The sequence below is a fragment of the Streptomyces sp. NPDC051310 genome, from assembly GCF_044455245.1.
Classification (GTDB): domain Bacteria; phylum Actinomycetota; class Actinomycetes; order Streptomycetales; family Streptomycetaceae; genus Streptomyces.
This window is the reverse complement of record NZ_JBITEO010000006.1, coordinates 277,000-291,351: the sequence shown is the minus strand read 5'-3', so window position 1 is coordinate 291,351 and position 14,352 is coordinate 277,000. Positions and strand designations below refer to the sequence as shown.

The 14,352-nt window shown below is 73.3% G+C and carries 17 protein-coding genes and 2 pseudogenes; 7 read left to right on the top strand and 12 right to left on the bottom strand.

Translation table 11 applies throughout. The features are described 5' to 3' along the window. Positions 1–4: 4 nt before the first annotated feature. Positions 5–988, bottom strand: a complete 984-nt coding sequence (locus ACIA79_RS12090) for an aldo/keto reductase (RefSeq protein ID WP_399428087.1) — start codon at positions 986–988, stop codon at positions 5–7. Positions 989–1,091: 103 nt separating this feature from the next. On the opposite strand from ACIA79_RS12090, the gene ACIA79_RS12085 reads away from it, so the two are divergent. After that, complete coding sequence (locus ACIA79_RS12085) at positions 1,092–1,676, top strand: TetR family transcriptional regulator (RefSeq protein WP_399428086.1); 585 nt, start codon at positions 1,092–1,094, stop codon at positions 1,674–1,676. Between the two features lie 184 nt (positions 1,677–1,860). Beyond that, a pseudogene (locus tag ACIA79_RS12080) lies at positions 1,861–2,328 on the top strand (SRPBCC domain-containing protein); the annotation flags it as partial. A gap of 24 nt (positions 2,329–2,352) precedes the next feature. Here ACIA79_RS12080 and ACIA79_RS12075 read toward each other — a convergent pair. Next, positions 2,353–2,943, bottom strand: a complete 591-nt coding sequence (locus ACIA79_RS12075; protein ID WP_399428085.1) for a peptidase inhibitor family I36 protein — start codon at positions 2,941–2,943, stop codon at positions 2,353–2,355. A gap of 415 nt (positions 2,944–3,358) precedes the next feature. Here ACIA79_RS12075 and ACIA79_RS12070 point away from each other — a divergent pair, with 415 nt between their 5' ends. Continuing rightward, a complete protein-coding gene (locus ACIA79_RS12070) occupies positions 3,359–3,994 on the top strand; it encodes a MarC family protein (protein WP_399428084.1) in 636 nt (211 codons plus the stop codon). A 72-nt stretch (positions 3,995–4,066) separates the two neighbouring features. Further along, a complete protein-coding gene (locus tag ACIA79_RS12065) occupies positions 4,067–4,759 on the top strand; it encodes a formylglycine-generating enzyme family protein (RefSeq protein ID WP_399428083.1) in 693 nt (230 codons plus the stop codon). 1 nt (position 4,760) lies between these two features. Here the strand turns inward: ACIA79_RS12065 and ACIA79_RS12060 are convergent, their stop codons facing one another. From ACIA79_RS12060 to ACIA79_RS12050, 3 genes are all read right to left on the bottom strand, one after another. Next, complete coding sequence (locus ACIA79_RS12060; protein WP_399428082.1) at positions 4,761–5,591, bottom strand: proline hydroxylase; 831 nt, start codon at positions 5,589–5,591, stop codon at positions 4,761–4,763. 221 nt (positions 5,592–5,812) lie between these two features. Then, a complete protein-coding gene (locus ACIA79_RS12055) occupies positions 5,813–6,847 on the bottom strand; it encodes a threonine/serine dehydratase (protein WP_399428081.1) in 1,035 nt (344 codons plus the stop codon). A 128-nt stretch (positions 6,848–6,975) separates the two neighbouring features. Then, on the bottom strand, positions 6,976–7,335 hold the full coding sequence (locus tag ACIA79_RS12050) for a phage holin family protein (RefSeq protein WP_399428080.1): 360 nt from the start codon (positions 7,333–7,335) through the stop codon (positions 6,976–6,978). 165 nt (positions 7,336–7,500) lie between these two features. Between ACIA79_RS12050 and ACIA79_RS12045 the strand changes: the two genes are divergently transcribed. Continuing rightward, complete coding sequence (locus ACIA79_RS12045) at positions 7,501–8,067, top strand: CchlQ (RefSeq protein WP_399428079.1); 567 nt, start codon at positions 7,501–7,503, stop codon at positions 8,065–8,067. Positions 8,068–8,175: 108 nt separating this feature from the next. Here ACIA79_RS12045 and ACIA79_RS12040 read toward each other — a convergent pair whose 3' ends face one another. From ACIA79_RS12040 to ACIA79_RS12015, 6 genes are all read right to left on the bottom strand, one after another. Further along, the gene (locus tag ACIA79_RS12040; RefSeq protein ID WP_399428078.1) at positions 8,176–8,697 is read right to left on the bottom strand and encodes a DUF664 domain-containing protein; all 522 of its coding nucleotides are present in this window, start codon (positions 8,695–8,697) and stop codon (positions 8,176–8,178) included. Positions 8,698–8,880: 183 nt separating this feature from the next. Beyond that, a complete protein-coding gene (locus ACIA79_RS12035) occupies positions 8,881–9,294 on the bottom strand; it encodes a hypothetical protein (protein WP_399428077.1) in 414 nt (137 codons plus the stop codon). A gap of 61 nt (positions 9,295–9,355) precedes the next feature. After that, complete coding sequence (locus ACIA79_RS12030) at positions 9,356–9,829, bottom strand: diadenosine tetraphosphate hydrolase (RefSeq protein WP_399428076.1); 474 nt, start codon at positions 9,827–9,829, stop codon at positions 9,356–9,358. A gap of 29 nt (positions 9,830–9,858) precedes the next feature. Next, positions 9,859–10,362 (bottom strand): FBP domain-containing protein, encoded by a 504-nt coding sequence (locus tag ACIA79_RS12025; RefSeq protein ID WP_399428075.1) that lies wholly within the window; start codon positions 10,360–10,362, stop codon positions 9,859–9,861. A 128-nt stretch (positions 10,363–10,490) separates the two neighbouring features. Beyond that, a complete protein-coding gene (locus ACIA79_RS12020) occupies positions 10,491–10,919 on the bottom strand; it encodes a VOC family protein (protein WP_399428074.1) in 429 nt (142 codons plus the stop codon). Positions 10,920–10,975: 56 nt separating this feature from the next. Continuing rightward, complete coding sequence (locus ACIA79_RS12015) at positions 10,976–11,737, bottom strand: GNAT family N-acetyltransferase (protein ID WP_399428073.1); 762 nt, start codon at positions 11,735–11,737, stop codon at positions 10,976–10,978. A 107-nt stretch (positions 11,738–11,844) separates the two neighbouring features. Here ACIA79_RS12015 and ACIA79_RS12010 point away from each other — a divergent pair, with 107 nt between their 5' ends. Further along, entirely contained in the window at positions 11,845–12,936 is a 1,092-nt protein-coding gene (locus ACIA79_RS12010) for a DNA glycosylase AlkZ-like family protein (protein WP_399428072.1), read from the top strand. A gap of 103 nt (positions 12,937–13,039) precedes the next feature. Here the strand turns inward: ACIA79_RS12010 and ACIA79_RS12005 are convergent. Continuing rightward, positions 13,040–13,378 (bottom strand): annotated as a pseudogene (locus ACIA79_RS12005) (hypothetical protein); the annotation flags it as partial. Positions 13,379–13,826: 448 nt separating this feature from the next. On the opposite strand from ACIA79_RS12005, the gene ACIA79_RS12000 reads away from it, so the two are divergent. After that, entirely contained in the window at positions 13,827–14,249 is a 423-nt protein-coding gene (locus ACIA79_RS12000) for a VOC family protein (RefSeq protein ID WP_399428071.1), read from the top strand. Positions 14,250–14,352: the final 103 nt, after the last annotated feature.

Genomic DNA, 14,352 nt, shown 5'->3' with positions numbered 1-14,352 from the left:
CGCGTCAGCCGTTCAGCGAGCCCATCAGTTCGGGGGCGTAGCGGTCCCCGGAGGCGACGCCGCGCGGGGCGACGGCCTCGATGGCCGCGATGTCCTCGGCCGTGATCGTCACGGCGGTGGCCTCGGCGTTCTCCTCCAGGCGCCCGCGGCGCCGGGTCCCGGGAATCGGCACCGCCCCCTGGTGCAGCACCCACGCGAGCGCGAGCTGCGAAGGGGTCACCGACTTCTCCTCGGCGATACGGCGCACCCGGTCGACCACGGCCAGGTTGCGGGCGAAGTTCTCGCCCTGGAAGCGCGGGTCCGTGCGGCGGAAGTCGTCGGCGTCGAAGTCGTCGGGCGTGGTGATGGCGCCCGAGAGGAAGCCGCGGCCCAGCGGCGAGTAGGCGACGAGGCCGATGCCGAGCTCCTCCAGCACGGCCCGTACGCCGTCGCCTTCGAGGCCCCGCTCGAAGAGGGAGTACTCGCTCTGCACTGCCGTGAGCGGGTGCACGCGGTGCGCCCGGCGGATGGTCGGCGCCGCGGCCTCGCTGACGCCGAGGTAGCGGACCTTGCCCGCGGTGACGAGCTCGGCCATGGCGCCGATGCTCTCCTCGATGGGCACGTTCGGGTCGACGCGGTGCAGGTAGTAGAGGTCGATGTGGTCGGTGCCGAGGTGCCGCAGTGAGCGGTCGGCGGCCCGGTGGATGTACTCCGGCGTGCCGTTGTATCCGAGCATGACCCCGTCGTCGGTGAACTCGATGCCGGTCTTGGTGGCGACGACGGCCTTCTCCCGGCGTCCGGCCAGCGCCTTGCCGAGGAGCTGTTCGTTGAGGAACGGGCCGTAGCTCTCGGCCGTGTCCAGCAGGGTGATCCCGAGCTCCAGGGCCCGGTCGATGGTGGCGAGGGCCTCGGTCTCGTCGGTGGCGCCGTAGAAGGCGCTCATGCCCATGCAGCCGAGTCCTTCGGCGCCGACCGTCAGGCCCTGGCTCCCCAGTGCGCGCTTGTGCATGTCATCCGCTCCGATCAGGTAAGTAACTAACTGGATAGTTCGAGCATGGAGCAGGACCGGGCGGCTTGTCAATAACCAGATAGTTACTTGGTAGGGTGCTCGCATGGCACGCGACTCCAGCGCTACGAAGGCCCGGCTCCTCGACGCGGCCCTGACCGAGTTCGCCGCCCACGGCATCGCCGGCGCCCGCGTCGACCGCATCGCCGAGGCGGCCGGAGCGAACAAGCGGCTCATCTACGTGTACTTCGGCAACAAGGAGCAGCTGTTCGACCACGTGATGCAGCGGGCCCTGGAGGCCGGCGCCGAGTCCGTGCCCTTCGACGTCGAGGACCTCCCGGGGTACGCGGGCGCGATCTTCGACCACCTGGTCGCCCGGCCCGAGCTGATGCGGCTGGTGGCGTGGAAGCAGCTGGAGCGCCCCGCTGCCACGCCCGCGCAGGAAGGTGCCTACGCCGCCAAGATCGACGCGGTGACCGCCGCGCAGCGCGCCGGGCGGCTCGACGCCGCGTTCCTGCCGTCCGACGTGCTGACCCTGGTGCTCGCCCTCTCCCAGGCGTGGTTCGCGGCGGCGGGCGGACCGGCCACCGAGCCGGACGGCTCGGCCTGGAGCGAGCAGCGCCGCGCCCGGCACCGGGCGGCGGTCGTGGAGGCGGTCAGGCGCTTCACCACCCCGGTGCGCCACACCTGACGCGCCGGGGGACGGGCCGGGGCGCCCGCCCCTCCCCCGCGCACCGCAAAGCCCGCCGGACACCCCAGCACCGCAAGCCGGCCGGGCACGAGGCGCCACGCCGGTACGCCGCCTCGGGGATCAGCCGGAACCGGCTCCCGCCGGCCGGTGACCGCACGGGCACCGGGTCCCTGGAGTGGGCCGGATGCACACCACACGGGTCTCCCGGCGCATCAGGGCTCGGCGGGCGGCCGTCTACCGGGCCCTGGTCGACGCGGACGCGATCGCCGCGTGGCGGGCGCCGGCCGGGATACGCGTCCGTGTGCACAGCTTCGACGCCCGTGAAGGCGGCCGCTTCCGCATCTCGCTCACGTACGACGGAGCAGCGGGCGGTACGGGCAAGAGCGCGGCGCTGACCGACACCTACCACGGCCGCTTCGCCCGGCTCGTACCGGACGAACAGGTCGTCGAGGTGATCGAGTTCGAGACCGGGGACAACACCCTGCGGGACGTGATGACCCTGACGACCACGCTGGCCGATGCCGGCGACGGCACGGACGTCCTCGTCGTGCACGAGGGAGTCCCTGACGCCGTGTCCGCCGCCGACGACGAACTGGGGACACGCATGGCCCTGGACCACCTCGCGCGCCCGGTGGAGGCGCCGGGGCGTCCCGAGCCGGCCGTCTGGGCGACGGCGTCAGGCGGCGACCGAGCTCGCCCAGTCGTTGTACGCGCCGAGGTTGGAGCTGTACGAGTTGGGGCTGATGGAGATCGTGCCGCCGTTCCCGCCCTCGTCCCTCGCGAGCCACGCGTACGAGTTCGACTGCGTGTTGCGCCACGACGACGTCTTGTCGTTGAAGTCGTACTCGTTCAGGTTGTGCCAGTAGTAGTCGCTGAAGATCAGCCGGCGTCCACCACCGTTGATGTGCTCGTACAGGCACGTCCAGCCGCTCGCGCAGGCCGGCAGCGCCTGTGCGTCGACCCGGCCGCGCAGCAGGGGGTCGGTGGCGCGGGAGTAGCCGAGCACCCTGTCCGCCTCCTCATGGGTCGCGAAGCAGCGCACGTCCGTCCTGGAGTACACGACACAGCTGCGGGCGTCGCCCCAGCCGTCGTGCTTGAGGTTGATCGTGCGCTGTCCGAAGGACGCGACGGCACCGTCCACCGCCGCGCCGGACTCCGCCTGCGGGGCCCGCGCTTCGGTGGCGGACGCCATCGGGACCGGACCGGTGAGCAGCCCTCCGGCCGCGGTGAACGCGGCGGCCAGCAGGACCGATGCGACTCTGTTCATTGCTCCCCCTTGCTGTGGGACGGCCGATCGGTGACACCCGCTCTCGAACCGGCGTGCGACGCCGCGCGGCCTCGCTCGACGCGCGCAGCGATGGGCCCACGGTTCACGGCGGGCTCCTGATCGCGACCTGGTCAGGGTCATGACATGTATGTCGGCGGCCCGCGCGTCGTACGCGTTCGGGGTCCGCCGGGACCGACGAGGCCCTGTCTAATACCACGGGCATCGAGGGGTCAATGATTTGTACGCCATATCCCGGTTATAGGCTCATTATTGACTGGAAGTCACCCCGGGCCCGCGCCCGCCGGGACGACCGCTGGACACAGCGACCCACGCCGACACACGGCCGCGACGGGCCCCCGCGGCGCCGGGGCGTCGGTCCGGAGGCCGGAGTGCCCCTGCCGCGATGATGCGGGTCGTGAACGCTCTGACCTATTCCTCCGCCTTCATCACCTTCTTCTCGGTGGTCGGCCCGCCCAAGGTGCTGCTCGCCTTCGGGGAGCTCGCCCACCTCCACGGCACGGCCCAGCTGCGCAGCATCGCCGGTATCGCCTCCGGCGCGGCCGTGTTCGTGGGCCTGATCGCCGGACTGACCGCCTCCTGGCTGCTGGACCTCTTCCACATCAGCACGCCCGCGCTCCAGCTCGCCGGAGGCATCATCTTCTTCCTCTACGCCGTCGGCCTGGTCCTCGGGGTGCACCTGGGCTCCGAGCGGCCGCAGCAGGACGCCCCCGACCTGGTCAGCGGCGTACGGGAACTGCTCATGCCGTACATCGTCAGCCCGCTCGCCATGACGGCCGTACTGATCGAGGCGGCGGAGCGCGACTCGTGGACGTGGCGGAGCACCGTCGTGGGCGCATACGTCACGGTCCTCGTACTCGACCTCGTGTGCGTACTGGTCCTGGCGAACGTGCTGCGCCGCACGCACCACGCGACGATCGAGCTCCTCGGGCGGCTGCTGGGGCTGCTGCTCGCCGCGGTCGGTGTGGACCTGGTGCTGGACGGCCTGACGGACCTCGGGGTACCGGGCGCCGACCGCGCGGGGGCCCACTGAGCGCGGCCCGCCGCTGTCCGCGGCGCCGGCCCCACGGGGAGGGGGGGCACACGCCGCGTAGGGTGGTGTGTCATGAACGCGGGGGCAGTGGACGACATGGTCGAGGTTCCGCCGGGGCGTGTGACGCTGTCGGACCGGCGGACGCAGCGCACGTGGCCGGTCGATGTCGCGCCCTTCCGGATGTCGGCCTTCCCGGTCACCCAGTCCTGGTACGCGGAGGTCACCGGGCAGCGGCCGAGTGCCGCGCACGGCGACCGGCTGCCGGTTGAGGGGGTGTCGTGGTGGGACGCGATCCGGTTCTGCAACGCCTTGTCCGGCCGTGCGGGCCTGACGCCCGCGTACCGCGTCCGTGCCGACGACGGGACGGCCGAGTGGGACACCGCCGCCGACGGGTACCGGCTGCCGACCGAGGCGGAGTGGGAACACGCCTGCCGCGCCGGCGCCGAGGGACCGCGCTACGGCCGGCTCGACGAGATCGCCTGGTACCGGGACAACTCCGGGGAACGCCTGCACACCGTGGGCGGCAAGCAGCCCAACGCATGGGGCCTGTACGACATGCTCGGCAACGTCTGGGACTGGTGCTGGGACGTCTACGACGCCGAGGTGTACGGGACGTACCGGGTGCTGCGCGGTGGTGGATGGGCGGACGAGCAATGGAGCTGCCGGGCCTCGGTGCGGCGCCGCAGCCACCCGACGTACCGGATCGACGACGTCGGCTTCCGCGTCGCGCGCTCGTCGCCTCCGCCCCGGCCCCGGTCCCGGTAGGTCAGCTCCAGTAGATCAGCTCGCCCGGCACCGTCAGGCCGAGGAAGAGGGAGAAGGTGACGCGGGGCCCGTGAGAGGGCTCCACGGTGTGCATGTTCCCCGGATGGAACAGCAGCGCGGTGCCGACCGCGGGCCGGAAGCGGATCAGCTGGCACCCTTCGACCACGGACGGCTTGAAGCCGCTGTCCTGCCGGTGCGACTCGTCGTCCGGATGCCACCGGCGTCGCCAGACGACCGTTTCCCCGCCCCTTTCCGGAGCGGATGCATAGAGGTTGAACGCCAGCTGTGCCGTGACGTCCTGGTCGAAGAGCCCGTCGGGGAATTCGCGGACGAGTTCGTCGCAGTGCACCAGCGTCCCGTTCTCGATGGCGCGCACCGCCCCGCCGAACACGGGCCTGCCGTCGATCGTCGCGCGGACGAGCGGGATCCCCCACTCCGCGGCCAGCCGCTCCAGCACGGGGGTCACGGGGTCCCCCGCCAGCCCGGCGTCCGCACATGCGCGCTCGGCCTTCTCGACCGCATGCCAGTACGCCTCGGTGTCCAGCCCGCCCTCGGCGGTGCGAAACTCGTTGAGCTGCGGGCCGAAACGGTAGGCGCTCAGCGGTACGCGCGCCGTGTCGTACTGCTGCAGGGGCAGGGACCGGATGGAGGCCAGCGCCTGCTCGCACTCCGCGGGGCCGAAGAAGCGATCCACCTGCACCGCCCCCGCGGTCCCGGCTGCCAGCCGGGCCAGGTGCCGACGGGTGAAGGCCGGTGCCTCCTCCACCCTGAAGAGGGGGTCGTGCGCGCCGGGGCCGGGACTGCCCTGCCGTGCCGCTCCGGTGAGTGACATGAGACCTCCTCGCGGCTGCCTCCCGAAGAACGGATCGCCGTACCAGCTGCTCAGCCGAGGCTAACCACGCCGTGGAGCCGTCGCGTGCGCACGCACTCCACACGGGTGACTCGACGGGATCCGCCCAAGCCCGCGGTGAGATGCCCGCCGAGTCACCGGGCTCGCCCAGGGGCAGGGGGCAGCCGGGCGGATGGCCGCCGGGCCGCCTTCTCCGCGCTGCTTCAGGACTCCAGCCGGACGAGTGTGGTGATGTCGGTGTTGGCGCCGCAGAGCACCACGCAGACCTTCTCGCCGCTGCCCGGCCGGTACCCGCGGCTCGCCACCGCGTCGCCGGCGGCCAGGTCCCGGTCCTGGCCGCCCAGCGCCGCCCACGCGGTGGCGGCACCGTGCTCCACCACGATCCGGCGGCGGTCCCACAGCTCCTGACGGGCACGCACGATCCCGCTGTCCGGCACCAGCACGGAGTGAACGCCGCCCTGTTGGGCCGCGGCGACGGCCATGGCCGTGACGCGGCGGGCCCCGAGGGAGTCGGCGGCGACCGAGTCGACCGGGACGTCGACCGGGCGGCCGGCCTCGATCGCGGCGTTCAGGGCACGGCAGTTCTCCGGCTCCACCGCCACGGTACGGACGCCGTGGCGCTGGGCGGCGGTGGCGACGCCCGCGAACAGGCCACCGCCACCGACCGCGACGACCACGGTGTCCAGTCCCGGGATCCGCTGGTGGATCTCCTCCATCAGCGTGCCGGCCCCGGCGGCGATCAGCGGATGGTCGTAGGCGTGGGAGGCGAGCGCGCCCGTGGCCGCGACGAACTCCTCGCAGGCCGCGAGCGCCTCGGCGTACTCAGCGCCCTCCAGGCGCACGTCGGCGCCGTACCCGCGGAGCCAGGCCACCTTCACGGCCGGAGCGGTCTCGGGCAGGAAGACCGTGGCCCTCACACCCTGCTGCTGGGCCGCCCAGGCACAGGCGAGCCCGGCGTTCCCGCCCGAGGCGATGGTCACTCCCGCCTCGGGGAGGGAGCCGGCGTCGCGGTGGGCCTGGATGAAGTTCTGCGCCCCACGGGCCTTGAACGACCCGGTGTGCTGCATGAACTCCAGCGCCAGCCACAGCTCACCGGGCTCCCCGGTCCGGTCGTCCAGCCGGCCGGCGGAAGCGGTACGGACCCTTCCGGGGTCGACCCGGGCCAGGGCGACGGGGCGGGTGCGCCCGGCGATCCGGTCGGCTGCGGCCCTGATGTCCTCGTAGGTGAGCTGGTGCACGTCGTGGCTCCTGCGATGGGTGGGTCACGGCCGGGCGCTGAGCCGGCCGTCAGCGGTGAGCCCCAGGATGCACCTTTCCGGCAGCGGCGGCGGGGAGGCCACCGCCGCACGAGCCGCCGCGGAGCGCCTCAGCCGTCCTTCAGTTCCTCCGCCACCAGCCGGGCCACGTCCAGCGAGGAGTGCAGTGCCTCGCGGGAGGCCGCACGGGCCGCGCGCAGCTTCTTCGAACCGCGGAGGAGCAGGACCGAGGCGCCGGAGGCGTACGCCAGGGTGAGGACGCCCGCGACCTTCTGCGGGTCCCAGACGCGCTCCAGGCCGCGCAGCAGTGTCGTGTGCGCCGACAGCAGGGCGAGGAGGCCGCAGGCGCCGCCCGCGGCCAGTACCGCGACGCCCTGTCCGGCCTCCGACACGCCGAACGCGGCTTCCTCCCGCGCATGGTCCAGTTCCTCGCGAACCACGGTGTGAACATCCTGTGACGACGACTGCATGAGGCCCGCCTACCCGCTGCGCCGCGAGGCACACCGGTGCCCGGCGGCACCCGGCGACCGGCACCCGGCCGGCGCGTACCGGCCGTGAGAGTGCCAAGGAGGCCGGACAGTACGGGTGTTACCGTGCCCTCACCGTGAATCGGCAAGGGGGCAGGGGGGCGCGCCGTGGAGTGGTTGACGTTGGTCGCGACGCTCGGTGGAGCGCTCATCGCGATATCGGGGACGGTCCTCGCCGACCGGCTGCGCACACGGCAGGAGGCGGACCGCGGCCTCGGTGCCCGGCGGCGCGAGGTGTACACCGACTTCATCTCCGCGGCGGGAGTGGCCCACACCCGGCTGAGGGAGCTCGCGCAGAACGCGGACGCGTCCCTCGACCGGGAGGCGGCGAGCCGCGCCGCGCTCGTCGACGCGCAGGTCTACGAGGTGCGCGAGCGGCTGTTCATCGACGCGGGCGCGACCGTCGCCGCGGCGGGCCAGAGGATGTTCGAGCAGCTGCGCGCCCTGCGCCGCGCCGTCGCCGCGGGTGCCTCGCTGCCCGAGCCGCGGTTCCATGACGCCTACCACCCGTACATCGCGTCGGTGTGGGACTACCGGGTCGCGGTCCGCGACGAGTTGGAGGGCCGGTCCCTGACGCCCGGTGCCTTCGGGTGGACGAACTGGGACGGGCGGGAGCGCTGCTCCGTGTGCCGTGCGGGGGACGCTCTCGAAGGCACACGGGCGACGGCGCCCTGAGGCGGCGGTGTCGGGTCCTGTCCGTCTCCCCGCCGGCCGGTCGTCCGGCGGGCCGCCGGGAACGGGCGGCCCCCGCCTCCGGAAGGGGAGTTGTCGCCGTGCGTACCCTCACCGGGAGGATCGGCGGCGTTCCAGGCATCCCCGGACGAACGCGGCCTGCCCGGCGTGCTGGAGGTCGTCCGCGACGACGCTGACGAGGCGGACGCCCAGGGTCACCGGCGGCGACCACGACTCGTCCACGACCCGGTTCAGCGCCGTGCCGCGCAGGCCCGCAACGAACTCCAGGGTCTCGTCGTGGACGGCGTCGTAGTAGCCGAGCAGCACGTCAGGCGAGCCGACCCGGACGGCGGCGACCTCGTCCGGGGTGTGGCCGTAGCCGGTCGCCTCCGGCGGGAACGGCAGGTCGAAGCGGCTCGCCCAGTCCCGGGCCGTCCACACCTGCTCCCGGCCCGCGACGTCGGCGATGTGGTCGTCCTGGATGCGGGTCAGATGCCAGACGAGCCAGGCGATGGTGTTGGCTCGCGGGTCGAGCCGGGCGTGGAGGTGCTCCGTCGCGATCCCCTCGACCGCTTCGTGCACCACCTCCTTGATGCGTCCGAAAGCGTCTGCGAGCACTTCTGCGGTGTTCATACGCCGAGTGAACCGCGCACCGCTCCCCCGCCCGCGCGGCGACACGCTCACCTGCCCGCCCTCCCGCCTCCGCGGCCGGGCCGTCCGGGCCGTCCGGGCCGTCAGTGCGGTGCGGGACGGTGCGGCGCGAGCGGCCGCGGACGCACCGCGGCCCCGGGAGGTCGCCGGGAGCGGCCCTCCGCCTCAGGCCAGCGCCGTCAGCGCCGTGAACGGCACCGGGATGAGCAGCGCCGTGCCCAGCCATGGGCGCAACCGGTCATCGCGCCGCAGCGGCAGGAGCACGTCCACGACGAGAACGAGCAGCAGCATGAGCAGCCCCGTCACCGCCAGCAGGAACATCATCGGGGGCGCGTGGTCGAGGGTGTGGTAGTCGCATTCGGCGAGCCCCGGGCGGGCCATGTCCTCCGTGGTGCGGCAGTCCATCGGCAGGTACTCGCTCAGCAGCCACCACGCGAAGTACAGGGGGATCATCGCCGGTACGCCGAGCGCGAGGTTCACCGTGGCGGGCAGCCAGAGACCGCCTCGGACCCGCCGCCGCGGCCCGTCCCGGGCGCCCGTCCTCGGCATGCCGCTCCGCCCCTCTCCAGGTCTGCTCACGACGGCAGGGACGAGCAAGATCCGCCCGGTGGTTCCCCGGTCGGTGCCGCGGGAGAATCCGTCAGCCGCGGAGCCGGTCCAGCTCCTGACCGATCGCCTCGCGCACGGCCGTGTGCTGCGGGCCGAGCGCGTACCGCTCGTCGCTCCACCTGTCGCGCGGGTACAGCCACACCGGCAGCCCGACGAGATGGGCCGGCTCCCACGTGTACCGCGGCCACACATGCGCGTGCAGGAAGCCGTCGGTGTTCCCGAGGATCTCCAGGTTCACCCGCCGGAAGCCCGCGTCCAGCCGCTTGCAGGCGCGTTCGACGGCCTCTCCCAGCCGGTCCATGTCGGACAGGAACGCCAGGCGCTCGTGCCGCGGAAGGTCGGACAGCCGCTGCACGGCGGGATCGTCGGTCAGGAGCACCGCGTACCCGGGCAGGAACTGGACGTCCCCGATCACCGCGAAGCCCGCGTCCAGCCGTCGCAGGACCGTGGGGTTCCCGCCCCGCAGGGCGGTGCCGATCCGGTCCGCGCGCCAGTCGCCACCCATGACCGGCGACCCTACCGGCCGGGCGCCGCTCAGGCTCCGGTGACCTTGGCGACGAAGGCGTCGAGATTGGCCGACATGCGTGCGATGCGGTCCTCCACGGAGAGGGTCTCCTCCTGGCGGCCGGCGCGCAGCTTCGGCTGGCGCTTGCCGCGCACGTACAGCGGGCAGGCGAGGTCGGCGCAGATGTAGATGCCGACCGTGTTGCCCTCACGGCCCGGCGCACCCGCCAGGGGAGCGGCGAACAGGCGTACGCCGGAGGAGGCGTGTCCCGTCAGGCAGATCTGGCACAGGCTGGACTTCATCGCGCTGGTGCGGCTCACGGCCGGGACGCGCAGGGCGACGCCCAGTGGCCCGTCCGCCCGGGGCAGGACGAGATGCGCGCGGAGCGGCGCCCCGGGGTCCACCCACCCCAGGAAGTCCAGGTCCTCCCACGCCAGCTCGGCGAAGTCGAGCGGCAGCCTCAGCCGCGCCGCATCACCTTTGGTGCAGTTCACGAAGGACGTACGGATCTGTTTCTCACTGAGCGGTTCCACGTGCGCGACCTTACGTACGCGCAGCTCACGCCGCATCCGATTATCCGCCCGGGGCCGCCGCTCCGGTTTCCGGAAGGCTCGTCGGAAGAACTCGCCGGAGGACGGGGCGGAGGAAAGGCCGGGGCGCGTCAGGACTCGCGCGCCGGGTGGGGGGAGAGGAACTCGAGCCGGTTCCCGTGGCAGTCGGCGACGTAGAAGCGGCGGTGGCCGGGGAAGTTGTCGTCCCGGGTCACCTCGATGCCGTGGGCGGTCAGCCGCGCGGCCAGGGCGTCGAGGTCGGCGACCAGGATGCCGGGGTGGGCCTTGCGGGCCGGCCGGAAGTCCTCCTCGACGCCGAGGTGTATCTCCAGGGCGTCGGAGCGCACCCACAGGCCGCCGCGCGCCGCGAGCACCGGTGGCTTCTCCACCTCGGTCATGCCGAACGCGTCCACGTAGAAGCGCCGGCACACCTCCTCCTCGCCCGGCGGGAGGGCGAGCTGCACATGGTGCAGCCCGAGGCCGAAGGGCGACGTCGCCTCCGTGGTCCCGTAGGGCAGTGCCTGCTGACGCCTGTTCAAGGTCGTCCGTCCTCTCATGCGCAGATGCCGTACCGTCGTCGGGCGCGTCCCGCGCGTCATTCGCGTGAGAAGCAGTGCGAGCGGCCGACGACCGTGAAGCCGCGTCGCTCGTACCAGTTCCGCGGCCAGTCGGCCGCGTCGGCGGTCAGGAAACGCGTCCCGCAGCCCGCGTCGACGGCCATGCGGAGTGCGGTCGCCAGAACGGCGTCGCCGTGGCCGCGCCCGAGGTGCTCCTCCGCGGTCATCAGGTCCTCGATCTGGGCGAGTTCCCTCTCCGGTTCCAGGTAGAGGTCGGCCCACGAGGCGATGTCGCCCCGCTCCGTCCGGGCTCCGATGAAGTGGACGACGGCCGCGCCGCGCCGGCGGGCGGCGCGCCGCTCGACGAGCTGGCGGACGACCTCGTCGTCGGCGTCCGGGAGGAAGCCCCGCCACCGCTCGGTGAGCGGGGCCCTGAGGGCCTCGAGGTCCACCACTTCCGCGGGGCCGCCGGCCGGCACAGGACCCGTGTGCGCCATGAGCAGGTAGGAGCTGTGCGTGTACCCGGCGCGTACGAGCGGCTCCACGCACGCGGTTCCGGTCGCGTCGTCCAGGACGGTGACCATCCGGTGCGGCAGGTGCCCGAGCGCTTCCTCGACGACGGCCGGCAGGGCCTCGGGGTCGACGGCTCCATCGATGAGGACCTGGTTGTCCGCGTGCGAGTGGGCGAAGGCGTCGTCGTACACCGCGAAACCGCCGGGAAGGTCGACGCTGCGTGCCGCCTGGCGCCGGGCGAAGTCCGCCACGAAGGCGTTGATTATGTGGAGCTCTGAGCTGGGCATGGGGCTGATCCTAGGAGGAGCCGCCCGGCGGGTGCGCCGCGAATGCGCCGGTCCACCGGGCTCTCGCGCCGGTACGGTGGGGATGACCGGGGCGGAAGGATACGGCCGTGAGCAGTGGGAACCGGGACAGGGTGGAACGCGAACAGGTGCTGGCCCACCGGGTGGCGGCGCACGGGTTCGCCCGCTCGTCCCCCGTGCCGGAGGTGCTCGCCCTCGGAGTGCAGGACACCCCCACCGGTTCGGCGCGGGCGGCGCTGGCCGCGCGGGGCGCGGCACCGGAGGGGCAGGGGCTGGAGCTGGTCTGGTCGTTCCGGGGCGCCCCCCATCTGCACCGCCGCGCGGACCTGGCCGGCCTCGCCGCCGCGCTCTGGCCGCTGGACGACACCGACGCGACGGCGCGCATCGACACGGCGGTCATCAAGGAGGGGGCGCGTCTGGGCGTCGGGGCCTTCCGGGCCACCGCCGAGGCGTTCCGCGCGGTGGTGACCGCGCCGATGGCCAAGGGGGACGTCAGTACGGCGGTCAGTTCCTCGGTGCCCAGGTCCCTGACGTACTGGTGCGCGCGGTGCGGCGCGCAGCACATCTCCGGGCTGCTCTTCCAGCAGGCCGGCCTGTCCGGCGGGGTGCGGGTCACCCCGGAAGGGGGCAGGACCGTACTGGCCCCGCTGGACACGGAGTTCCCCGTTCCGGTGGAGGCGTCCGGCACGGCGGAGCTGGTCCGCGCCTATCTGCGGTTCCTGGGGCCGGCCACGCCCGCGGAGGTGGCGAAGTACATCGGCACCCGGCCGTCCGTCATCGCGTCGGTGTGGCCGGACGACCTGGCCGAGGTGTCCCTGGGCGGGAGGACCGCATGGCTGCCGGCCACCGACCTGCACGCGCTGCGCTCCGCCGAGGACCAGGGACTCGTACGGCTGCTCCCGCCGGGCGATCCGTTCCTCCAGGCACGCGACCGGGACGTGCTCGTACCGGACAGGGCGAGGCAGAAGGAGATCTGGCGCGCCATCGGCGGTCCCGGGGCACTGCTCGTCGGGAACGAGATCACCGGCACGTGGCGCGCCAGGACCGCCGGACGCCGGCTGGAGCTGACGGTCACTCCGTTCGTACGGCTGTCCTCCGCGGTCCGCAGGGCCCTGGACGGCGAGGCCGCCACGCTGGCCTCCGCGCGGGGCGTGGAGCAAGTGCGGCTGCAGATCGGCTAGGGCCTGTCCCCCGAGGCAGGCCCTGGGGCGAGCCGTCACCGTTCCGGAGCGGGAGTGCGGGGCCGGCAGATGTGCTGCCGGCGCCGTGGGCGGAGCAGGCGCGCTACTTCAGGTACGGACCCGCCGTGCCGATCCGGCCGGTGCCGCCCAGGACGTAGACCCGCAGGTTGCCCTTCCCGGGCGCGGCGACGGAGAGCGTGCCGTCGGTGACGACCCGGGTGTCACCGGTGACCGCGTCGGTGTAGGTGCCGTTGTGGAACGCGTTCCGGGCGTCGCCGAAGTTCATGTGCATGCGCATGTCGATGACGTGCATCCCGGAGGCCTTGCTGTGGTCCGGGACGTGGTAGGTGTTCCCGTTCAGGAACGCGTTGGTGGACGTGGGCTGGTTCGACGGGCCGGCCTGCTGCTCGTGGGCGTACATCGCGGTGGCAGCCTTGACCTCACGTCCGCATGAGCTCCCGCCTTGCGAGCAGGGAACGGCAGCGGCTCGGGCGCAGGGGGACGACGGGCATGGGACCGGCGGATACGCCGGCGGATGCCGAGCCGGGACGCGACGAGGCGCGCCACCGGGATACCGTCCCGGGTATCGACAGAAGTCCACCGAGGGGGCCGTGCGCCGCGGGCGCCGGCCGGGAAGGCACGCGCGTGCTCGACGAAGCCGGCATCGGGGGTCGCGCCCGGGACCGCCGCCCGACGAGGGCAGGGTCCTGTGAGCGCGCCCGGCGCTGCCCGGCGGAAACAGAGTCCCGTCGGCGCACCCGGCGCCACCCCACCGACGCAGGACCCCGCAGGCACACCCGGCCCCACCCCACCGACGCAGCGCTCCGCAGGCGCACGCGGTGCGGCGGGACCCGCGCCGGCCGGGCCGGTCGCACCACGGGGGTGGCGGCATGAGCCGGCCCGCGCACGGCTCGCTGCACCACGTCGAGTTGTGGGTGCCGGACCTCCCCCGCGCGCTCGCCTCGTTCGGGTGGCTGCTGGAGGCGCTGGGGTACGCCCCCTTCCAGAGCTGGGCAGCGGGCCGGAGCTGGCGGCTGGGGCCGACGTACCTGGTGGTCGAGGAGTCGCCGGCGCTCACCGCCGAGCGTCACGACCGCCACCGGCCCGGCCTGAACCACCTGGCCTTCCACGTCGAGAACGCCGCGGCCGTCGACGCGCTGACCGCCGAGGCGACGCGGCACGGGTGGCGGCTGCTGTTCCCCGAACGGCATCCGTACGCCGGCGGCGACCGGCACTACGCCGCCTACCTGGAGAACGACGACGGGTTCGAGGTCGAACTGGTCGCCATCACGCCACCCTCCGCGCCGGCCTGACCCCGGGGGCTGCCGGCCCGTGCCGTGCCGGTGGCGCGGCCCGTCAGGCGTCGGGATGCGCGTCGGTCCTCAGGGGACCAGGAAGCGCCGGTGCAGCCGCCGG